This is a genomic window from Clostridium sp. (assembly GCF_016650035.1).
GTDB lineage: Bacteria > Bacillota > Clostridia > Clostridiales > Clostridiaceae > Clostridium_AD.
This window is the reverse complement of record NZ_JAENWM010000114.1, coordinates 1-9,834: the sequence shown is the minus strand read 5'-3', so window position 1 is coordinate 9,834 and position 9,834 is coordinate 1. Positions and strand designations below refer to the sequence as shown.

Below are 9,834 nucleotides of genomic sequence, written 5' to 3'. Positions count from 1 at the left end.
TTGGAGCGCTAATATACCTGCTTTTGAAAATAAAACTTTACTCATAATTACCACCTCTCACTATGTATTTAATTATACAAAAAAAGCACCTACAGCTCAAACACTTTTTTTCTAAGTGTCTAGTCTATAGGTACCAGTTTAAAATTGCATCTGTCTTTTATTTTAGTTTTTTTGAATCTAAGAAAGATTAATTTATATAAATGTCATTTATTAAAGAGGAATATTGTAACAAATGTAGAATAATGGAATTAATGAATTGATGAATTCTTATATATTATACCTTAACAAATAAAGATACAGAAATAAATTACTACACCGATAATAATAGAAAAAAGGGAGGCTTTTTATGGAAACGAGAGATAATAGAAAATTTTTTAGAATTGAATGTAAAACACCAATTTGCACACGAATTTCTATTGTTAAAGTTAATAATAAAAGGGTCACTACTGGAACTGGAAATATCTGTGTAGAAAATATTAGCACTGGTGGTCTTAAGTTTCTATTTAGTTTAAACCTCCCAGTAAGTAATAGTATTGTTATTGAATTTAAGTTGATCGTTGAAGAGGTGAGTACTGCTTTTTATGGTTATATTGTTAGAAAAGAGGAAATTGATAGGGGTATATATAGGTACGGAGTTCAATTTGTTAATAAGGTAGATGAAGAGCATGAACAGTTCATAGGTAAAATTAATGAGTTAAATAAAGACGGTATTTTAAATAATTCTGAACTTTGCTCATGTGATGTAGTAGATTGTATTAGGGAATATACGGGTAAATTTAACAAAAGAATATGTTTAAGATATAAACTTAATAATCATTTTGTTGCAAAAATGAAAATGGACAAAATAAGCAATAAAGCTAATATATCGCAGTGGGACACTATATTAATAGATAATATATCACAACAGGGTATTCAAGTTATTACTGATATTGAAATAGATGAGGATACAATTTTAGAATTTATTATAGTTATTGCTGATATAAAAATTTATGTTAAAGGTTATGCGCTCTGGAGAGCAAAAGCCGAAGAGAATAAATATAGATATGGAGTGGAATTAAATATCCCTGATTCAAAAAAAGAAAAGATAGCTGAGATTATAGAAAAAGTAGTAAATCTTTCTTTAGAACATGGGTTATTAAATCAAGAATGTTTTATACTAAAGTTTAATTACCCAAAGCCTGAAGATCATAACGTTGAGTGGTGGGTATAAAAATATAGAGCACAGTTTTCAAGGCTAGTTTTTTGAATAGTTATTTTATAGATTTTTTGTAGTCAGGCTTGCACAGATTCTATAATGTCTTCATATATTAATAGTGAAAAATTAAATGAAGGTGTGTAATGAAAAAGAGATTTGCAACTGCGCTAAACTGTATTGATGGTAGAACTCAAATCCCTGTAATAAATTGGTTGAAAGAAAACTTTGATGTGGATTATGTGGATTTAGTTACAGAACCTGGAATGGATAAGGTGTTATCTCAATCCCACTTTGTTGAAATTGAAAGTTTAAAAGAGAATGCTATAATTTCAATAAAAGCTCATAACTCAAATATAGTTGCTGTAGTAGGACATTATGATTGTGCTGGAAATCCTGTTAGTGACTACAAACACTTTCAAGATATAGTAAAATCAACATATGAAGTTAAATCATGGGGACTTCCAGTTATAGTAATAGGTCTATGGGTTGATGAATTTTTGCATGTACATGTTGTAAGTGATTAGATTTCTCGCACCACTTCTGCGAGAAACTTAGCCTTTTGTCCTATTTATGGACGGAGGGCTTTTTGTTTATAGTAGTCTTTGATGGTGAAAATGAGCTTAATAAAATAATAATAGGTGACTGTAAATATGTTATAATTATATTATTAACCTCTTGAGTTAATAATATAAAAGCATCGGAGGAGTATATATGAAAAAAATTGATGAAAGAGATATTATGTTTGCAAGAATGAATTATAAAGAAGGAAGCAAAATGTATGAGGATTATTATAATAATAATCCTCATTTAAAGGAAGTAGATGATTCACTCAGAAGGTTACCTCCTATGGGCGGTGAAGGGTCAGTTATGTTTAATAAAATCAATTCACCAATTGTAGATGCTTCTTTTAAATATTTATATGATATAAGAAAATTCAGTGAAGGTGAAATATCCCCAAATAAAGCTCAAGTAGACCCAATTGTTATGACAGAAAGAGTTAAGGGAGTAGCTAAATTTTATGGCGCAAAATTAGTTGGGATAACAGAAATGAAAGATTACCATTACTATTCGCATAGGGGAAGACATGAAGAAAACTATGGCGATGAAATCATTAAAAAGCATAAGTATGGAATTGTGTTTGCAGTACCTATGGATACTGAAATGATTATGAGGGCGCCAAAACTGCCAGAAGCAATGGCTACTGTAAAAGGATATGTGGAGTCAGCAACTGTAGGAATGTTACTTTCATATTATATTAGAGAGCTAGGATATGATGCTAGAAATCATATGGATGGAAACTATTTAGTAATAGCACCACTAGTAGCAAGAGATGCAGGCCTTGGTGAGTTTGGTAGACATGGACTAATTATAACTAAAGAGTATGGGCCTTGTGTTAGGCTTGGAATAGTAACCACAGATATGCCCCTTATACCAGACGCAAAAGAAGATTTTGGTGTTTTGGAATTTTGCCTTGATTGTGGAAGATGTGCAAAGACATGTCCCGGAAAAGCAATATCTAAGACAGAAATGGTAGAAGAAGATGGTGTATTAAGATGGAAGATAAATGCTGAGGAATGTTATAGACGATGGAGGAGTTTAGGGACCGATTGTGGTTTATGTATAGCTAATTGTCCATTTACATATGGTATTTCGGAAGACTTAATTTCTAACATTAAATCCTCTTCGGAAACTAGGCAAGGTATTTTAAAAGATTTTCAGGAAAAGTACGGTATAAGACCAATTATAAGAGAAGAACCTGAATGGTTAAAATAAACAAACTTGAAGGATTAATTTAGAAAAGCCGTTATTATAATGAATTAATGAATATTGCCATTTTTTTAGCAACTCTTTCATGTCCTGCGTTATTTAGATGCAAACCATCTGGTTGATACAAAGTTTTTTGTACAGAACTTAATGAATTTATACCACAGGATTTAAATAGATTTAAAAATGGTAAAGCATAATAATTTGCAACTTGTTCCATGGCATTAACATATACATCCTCTGTTAACCCATATATATTTGGATTTGAGAAAAATCCATCTGTTTGTAATGGTGAGAATATAGCAATAATCTTATCAGGGTATTTTTCAATTAGTCCACTAAATAAAACATGGCATGCTCCAAAGAATGTATTAATAGTTCTATCACTCATCGTTCCAAGTTGTACACCTCTTCCGAAGTCATTTACTCCACCCAATACAGTTATTAAATCCGCAGCAGAATCCATTGTAGTATATCTTATTGACATTGGGTTAGGGTTTGAAACTTGTTCTGACATGCCTATACAAGAACCACTTATACCATAATTTCTAATAGTAGAAAATCCTAAATAATCTTTTATATAATCGAAATATCGTTTTGTAGCAAGAGGATTATAGATATCAGTTATGCTATCACCCATTACATTCCATGTTTTATTTGACCAATAAGTTAAAACCATTTAATCACGTCCTTAGTCTACTAATATGTTTAAATTATACTATTATTATCAAATTTAAGTCGTAAATTATTTGCATGCTAGCTTGATGACATTATCTAATGGGAACGACGTTCTTGCCGCTTAGTAAATTCCTTATTTCTTAGACTAGCATAGATAAGCATGCAGAATACTCCAATTAAAAGAACTATGGAGCCAGTTATAATAAAGTGCTAATAAAGATGGAATAAGTGTCATTATAGATGCAGGTATAAAACTTGAACCTGCCCATAAAAACAGTCTTCTTGGTCTTCGTCTACTTTTATATTAGATATGTTGTGCCTGATGCATTTATGATATCAATGACACTTTAAGTATATATTATATATTAATGCATTCTCAAAGGGATGTCCACAATTATCTTATAAATATATTGTATTGTAGATTGCAATATAAAATGTTAGCAAGCTCGTCACTCTGATCCTCCGAAAGCCCACAGGGTACGGCGCGAAGTGCCTACATGTAGTGCAGGTGCGAATCCTGTATTGTAATGTTTAGCAAACAGCTATAAAGTTAGCATTGGCAATTTAGGTGACGAAGATAGTTTTCATTTTGAGTTATTATTATTTAGACCGCAACCATTTATTTATAAGGGGAAATTATCATGAGGAAAATGAAAAAAAAGTGCCGTTAATGTTAAATCTCTAGACTTTGGATCAAAAGGAACAAGATTAACAAAAGAAATAAGATAATAAAAGAGGAATATAATGATAAATGTAGAATGATGGAAACATATAGAAGAAAAACATAAGAAAAGATAATTGTAGATGTTTAGTCACTATGGTAAAATATCTATGAACAATGATCGGAGCTGTTAAAAAATGTACATATATAGAATAGTAGAAGATGATGAAGAAAAAAAACTTATTTATAAGTTGAGATATGATATTTATTGTGAAGAAAAAAAATGGTTGGATTCTTCAAATTATTTAGATTGTCTAGAAAATGATGAGTACGATAAAAATTCAATTCAATTTGGAGCTTTTGATGTTAATAATATATTGGTTGGGAGTGTAAGACTTATTTTACCAGAGAATAACATGGCAATGCCAATGGAAAAAGCCTTTGATATTAACCCGAATTATAATCAGAAAAGGCTTGAGGTGTCTAGATTAATAATACCTAAAGATAGAAGAGGTTATAATGTTGTAATTGGTCTCGTTCGCACAATTTATGACTGGGCAATTAAAAATGGGATAACACACGCTTATACAATATCAGAGAGGAATTTATTGAATTATATAAGCAGAAAGGGTTATACTTTTAAGCCTTTAAAAGAAGGTAAGGACTATTTTGGAGGTTATACAATTCCCGCTTGCTTAATATTAAGTGAAGTGGAGGATTACTTTGTAAAAAATGAAGTAGCTTGTACGGCAAACATCAAAATGAACAAAGGGGGGGAATAATACTTATGTATGAACAGCTAACGTTAAGAAACATAGATTATATACCAAATGAATTACAAGAAAAAATACGTAACACAACTATTCTTATAGCAGGGTGTGGAATTGGAAGTATGTTTGCGGAGGTAGCAGTTAGATTAGGGTTTGAAAATTTCATTCTAGCGGATGGTGATGTAGTAAGCGACCATAATTTAAATCGTCAATGTTTTGTTGCTGATGATATTGGAGAACTTAAGGTGAAAGCATTATCAGTAAGGCTTAAATCAATTAGTCCATCAGTTAAAATTAAAGAATTTACTGAATATATATCCGAAAAAAATGTTGCTGAGGTTGTTAATGATGCGGATATAGTTTTTGATACAATTGATTTTTTGGATTTAACGGCAATAATAGGATTACATGATGAATGTGCAAAACAAAAGAAGCACTTGATAACAGCTTTGGCGCTTGGATTTGGAGCAGGATGTATTTATTTCCCTCCAAATGCAACGTGCTCATTTAGACAAATCCTTTCATTACCACTTGAAGGTCCGGTTGATCAATTTGGATATCCGGAAATATTTGCAGGATTTATATATAGGTTAAAAGAGCAATTGGACCCTACTGTATTAGATGCAATAAGTAAAGCCCTAATATTTATGGAGGATGGAACTCCATGTCCAGCATCACAAGTGGCTCCAGGCGCTTATGCTGTTGCTTCGTTTATTGGAACGCTTGTTGTTCGTATTCTTTCTGGTTTACCTGTGCTTAATGCACCTAATTTAATGTTAATTGACATGCAAAAATCTTTAACAAGTAATGCACTAAATTTGCTTGAATAAATAAAAGCTATATCAAAGAATATATAATTTATATAAAAAGACCGTGAAGATAATTTTAAATAATGAACTTCGCGGTCTTTTTTTATATCTTTCATCATAAAAAGATAAGTATAGACAAAATTAGATAATTTTTGATATAATTATACAAACGAAAGATAGTCTAATAGTAAACAAGTACTACTGGGGGAGATGTTTTATGGAAATTTTAACCGCTTTATACTTTATGTGTGGAATCATATATGTGATTTTAGGGATATTTACATTTTTTAATGATTCTAAGAATAAATTAAACAAATTATTTTTTGTGATCTGCATTAACTTAGCTTATTGGGCATTAATGACAGCTTTAATGAACAGGTCAATTGATGGTAAAACTGCAAGTGATGTTTATCTATATGCTACACTTTCTTGGGCAACTTTTTATTGTTTATTTTCACATTTTATTATCAAATTAACCAGTGACAAAGTTTTTCTGAAAAATCAATTTTCTTATTTGATTTTTTATTTTCCAGCTATAGTATCTATTTATTTATATGTTTTAAAGCCTGAAACAGCACAGAATTTTGTTAAAACAAATTTAGGATGGGTTTACATAGCATCAACGGATAGGGGATTTATTTGGACGAATTTTTATAATGCATATTATTTTATATATATGATCTTAGTTATATTCCTCCTTATTAAGTGGTTGAAAAATACAAAAGTTATAAGGGAGAGGAAACAGGCAAAGCTTATACTAATTACCACTATGATAACAATGGTTTTAGGGGGCATTATAGATATTGTGCTTCCGATGCTAATAACACCAGTTATTCCTTCTATAGGTATTATTTTAATTGTAATACCTATAATTGGAATATGGTATTCTATTAAAAAATATAAGCTTATGGACCTTAATCCCGAAAATTTTGCTTTAGAGGTTTTAAAAATAATGCGTGAAGGATTAATTATTGCAAATCATGAGGGATTAATAAAGGATATTAACACTGGAGCGCTCAAACTACTAGGCTATGAAAAAAATCAACTTGTAGATAAACTAATAAGTGATTTATTCTCAGAAAGAATAGATTTATCAAAATTAGCAAACTGTAGTAGTTTTGAAATTGAAATAGTGCAAAATAATAATAATAAATTGCCCGTTCTTTTATCTTCATCAATTTTAAAGGATGAATGGGGAGATTCGTTAGGCATTGTTTGTATATTTCAGGATATTTCTGAGATAAAACTAGCCCAAAAGGAATTAATAAAATCACATGAGGGGCTAGAGATAAAAGTTCTAGAAAGAACTAGTGAACTTAGTAAATCAAATAAAGAGTTAGAGCATGAAATAAATGTGTGTATAGATATGGAAGAAAAAATAAAAAAACTAGCGTATTTTGATTATTTAACTGGACTTCCAAATAAAAGGTTGTTTATTGATAGATTAGAGAAGTGTATCATTGAAGCAATTCCAAATGAAAAAGCATTAGGGGTACTATTTCTTGATTTAGATTCCTTTAAAAGGATAAATGATACGATGGGACATGCTAAAGGTGATGAACTTTTAAAAATGGTTTCAAAAAGGTTATTAAATACTATAAAAGAAAGTGATACTGTTTGTAGAGTTGGTGGAGATGAGTTCCTTATCTTAATTAGAAATTTAGACAATGAGAATTATATCAGAGAAATATCTGAGGAAATTCTTAGCACTTTTAAAAAATCATTTATTATAGATAGTAATGAGTTGTATATGACGACTAGTATTGGTGGCGCAGTTTATCCAGTAGATGGACAAGACGTAGAAACTCTAATAAAAAATGCTGATATTGCAATGTATAAGGCAAAAGGTAAGGGTATAAACAAATTTGAGCTTTGCACTGCAATTTTCAAAGAGGGATTGGCTAAAGAAATGAAGTTAACCAATTGTTTATATAAGGCAATAGAGCGAAATGAATTTGAATTATATTATCAACCACAAGTAAGTGTAATATCAGGTAAAATCATTGGCATGGAAGCGTTAATAAGGTGGAATAGTGCGGAACTCGGAAGGGTAAGTCCAGTAGATTTTATTTACATAGCTGAAAAGACTGGACTTATACTGCCAATAGGTGAATGGGTACTTAAAACAGCGTGTAGCCAAAACAAAAAATGGCAAGATGCTGGAATATTTAATGTGCCAGTAGCAGTTAATCTTTCGGTAAATCAATTTCAAAACAAAAGGATAATTGAAGATATTATTAAAATTTTAAAGGAAACAGGTTTAAATCCAAAATATCTGGAACTGGAAATCACAGAAAATATAATTATGAAGGAGACAGAATATATTATTGAATCTCTAAAACAATTAAAAGCACTTGGAGTAGAAATTGCAATAGATGATTTTGGTACAGAATATTCATCTTTAAATTATATTAAACAACTGCCAGTAGATAAAATAAAAATAGATATATCTTTTGTTAGAGGAATAAGTATAAACCGTGAAGATGAAGCAATTATTAAGGTCATAATTTCATTAGCTAGAAATTTAGATTTAAAAGTAATTGCCGAAGGTGTGGAAACAAAGGAACAATTAGACTTCTTAAAAGAACAAATGTGCGATGAAATACAAGGCTATTATTATTATAAGCCAGTACAAGCTCATATAATAGAAGAATTAATGGGAAATAGTATTTAGTACATGTGTATTTTATGGTATAACTACATTCATATTTAAGAGGTAATCGGTATAACACAACGATTTGCAAAAGACAGTATACAGGAGAAAATAATGTAAAAATATATATATTGCTTGGGAAATAAAGTAGCAAAAACTGTTATAGGTGGACAACTTCCGAAAACTTCTTAACGCTTGTATGAGTTCCTCATTTTAGGAGCTATTTTAACAATGTGCGGAAGTGGAAAAATTAAAAATATGTATTGACATTAACGCTACGTCAACGTGTACAATAAGCTTGTAAGGAGATGAGTGTATGGAATATACAGTGCAAAAGTTAGGAAAGATAGCAGGTGTTAGCACCAGAACACTTAGATATTATGATGAAATAGGAATTCTTAAGCCGGCAAGAATCAATTCGTCAGGATATCGAATTTATGGTGAAAAAGAGGTTGACAGGTTACAGCAAATACTGTTTTATCGAGAACTTGGTGTCAGGTTAGATAGTATAAAAGAAATAATAACTGCACCTTCCTTTGATAGGTCTAGTGCACTTATAGAACATCGTGAAAAGCTCCTTAAAAAAAGAAATCAATTAAATGCTTTAATTGCGAATGTTGATAAAACAATAGCAGTAACAGGAGGGCAAACTAATATGAGTAATAAAGAAAAATTTGAAGGCTTTAAGAAAAATACGCTTTACGACAATGAGAAGAAATATGGCAAAGAAATAAGAGAGAAGTATGGTAAGGATTCAGTAGAAAAGTCAAATGCAAAGGTAATGAACATGACAGAGGAAGAGTATGATGAGGTGACAAAACTATCAAATCAACTTACAATTACCCTAGCGGAGGCTTTTATAAATGGCGACCCTGCAAGTGATATAGCACAAGAGGCAGCTGAACTTCACAAAGAATGGCTTATGAATTATTGGAGTGAGTATAGCAAGGAGGCGCATGCTGGGCTTTGTCAAATGTATGTTGATGATGAAAGCTTCACAGCATACTACGATAAGAAGCAACCTGGTACGGCAGCTTTTTTAAGAGATGCAGTTTTAACTATTTTCATGCGAAATTCTCCATTTCTCTATAGGATGGAGATGGATAGCATTTTATTTTCTTAGGTTCGAGCCCTAAGAAAACAAAGAAATGTTTATATTTTTTATCTTTCCACCCAAATTGGTTATACTATAAAATAGGTAGTATAAAAAGGAGGTGAAACTATGATTAAGAAAAATAAAGGTTATAAGTTTCGGTTGAAACCAAACAAAGAACAAATCATATACTTAGAAAAAGCTTTTGGGT

At 30.8% G+C, this 9,834-nt stretch carries 9 protein-coding genes; 8 read left to right on the top strand and 1 reads right to left on the bottom strand.

The genetic code is table 11. The features are described 5' to 3' along the window. Positions 1–346: 346 nt before the first annotated feature. From JJD95_RS18220 to JJD95_RS18210, 3 genes are all read left to right on the top strand, one after another. Positions 347–1,210: a PilZ domain-containing protein gene (locus JJD95_RS18220; protein WP_291644617.1), complete on the top strand. Its 864-nt coding sequence runs from the start codon at positions 347–349 to the stop codon at positions 1,208–1,210. A 128-nt stretch (positions 1,211–1,338) separates the two neighbouring features. Continuing rightward, positions 1,339–1,719, top strand: coding sequence for a carbonic anhydrase (locus tag JJD95_RS18215; protein WP_291644615.1), 381 nt, complete (start codon positions 1,339–1,341; stop codon positions 1,717–1,719). 187 nt (positions 1,720–1,906) lie between these two features. Next, positions 1,907–2,968, top strand: coding sequence for a reductive dehalogenase domain-containing protein (locus tag JJD95_RS18210; RefSeq protein WP_291644613.1), 1,062 nt, complete (start codon positions 1,907–1,909; stop codon positions 2,966–2,968). Positions 2,969–3,002: 34 nt separating this feature from the next. On the opposite strand, the gene JJD95_RS18205 is transcribed toward JJD95_RS18210, so the two are convergent. Continuing rightward, on the bottom strand, positions 3,003–3,638 hold the full coding sequence (locus tag JJD95_RS18205) for an SGNH/GDSL hydrolase family protein (RefSeq protein WP_291644611.1): 636 nt from the start codon (positions 3,636–3,638) through the stop codon (positions 3,003–3,005). An 857-nt stretch (positions 3,639–4,495) separates the two neighbouring features. Between JJD95_RS18205 and JJD95_RS18200 the strand changes: the two genes are divergently transcribed. From JJD95_RS18200 to JJD95_RS20185, 5 genes are all read left to right on the top strand, one after another. Beyond that, positions 4,496–5,080: a GNAT family N-acyltransferase gene (locus JJD95_RS18200; RefSeq protein WP_291644609.1), complete on the top strand. Its 585-nt coding sequence runs from the start codon at positions 4,496–4,498 to the stop codon at positions 5,078–5,080. 5 nt (positions 5,081–5,085) lie between these two features. Next, positions 5,086–5,898 (top strand): ThiF family adenylyltransferase, encoded by an 813-nt coding sequence (locus tag JJD95_RS18195; protein ID WP_291644607.1) that lies wholly within the window; start codon positions 5,086–5,088, stop codon positions 5,896–5,898. A 196-nt stretch (positions 5,899–6,094) separates the two neighbouring features. Continuing rightward, positions 6,095–8,551 (top strand): EAL domain-containing protein, encoded by a 2,457-nt coding sequence (locus JJD95_RS18190; protein ID WP_291644606.1) that lies wholly within the window; start codon positions 6,095–6,097, stop codon positions 8,549–8,551. Between the two features lie 295 nt (positions 8,552–8,846). Continuing rightward, positions 8,847–9,653, top strand: a complete 807-nt coding sequence (locus JJD95_RS18185) for a MerR family transcriptional regulator (RefSeq protein ID WP_291644604.1) — start codon at positions 8,847–8,849, stop codon at positions 9,651–9,653. 99 nt (positions 9,654–9,752) lie between these two features. Then, positions 9,753–9,834 (top strand): helix-turn-helix domain-containing protein (locus JJD95_RS20185; protein WP_367114850.1); only part of this gene is annotated, 82 nt, incomplete at its 3' end.

What these genes read in the sequence shown, in the direction of transcription:
- JJD95_RS18220 (WP_291644617.1), top strand. Translation starts at nt 347, where the DNA reads ATGGAAACGAGAGATAATAGAAAATTTTTTAGAATTGAATGTAAAACA.
- JJD95_RS18215 (WP_291644615.1), top strand. Translation starts at nt 1,339, where the DNA reads ATGAAAAAGAGATTTGCAACTGCGCTAAACTGTATTGATGGTAGAACT.
- JJD95_RS18210 (WP_291644613.1), top strand. Translation starts at nt 1,907, where the DNA reads ATGAAAAAAATTGATGAAAGAGATATTATGTTTGCAAGAATGAATTAT.
- JJD95_RS18205 (WP_291644611.1), bottom strand. Translation starts at nt 3,638, where the DNA reads ATGGTTTTAACTTATTGGTCAAATAAAACATGGAATGTAATGGGTGAT.
- JJD95_RS18200 (WP_291644609.1), top strand. Translation starts at nt 4,496, where the DNA reads ATGTACATATATAGAATAGTAGAAGATGATGAAGAAAAAAAACTTATT.
- JJD95_RS18195 (WP_291644607.1), top strand. Translation starts at nt 5,086, where the DNA reads ATGTATGAACAGCTAACGTTAAGAAACATAGATTATATACCAAATGAA.
- JJD95_RS18190 (WP_291644606.1), top strand. Translation starts at nt 6,095, where the DNA reads ATGGAAATTTTAACCGCTTTATACTTTATGTGTGGAATCATATATGTG.
- JJD95_RS18185 (WP_291644604.1), top strand. Translation starts at nt 8,847, where the DNA reads ATGGAATATACAGTGCAAAAGTTAGGAAAGATAGCAGGTGTTAGCACC.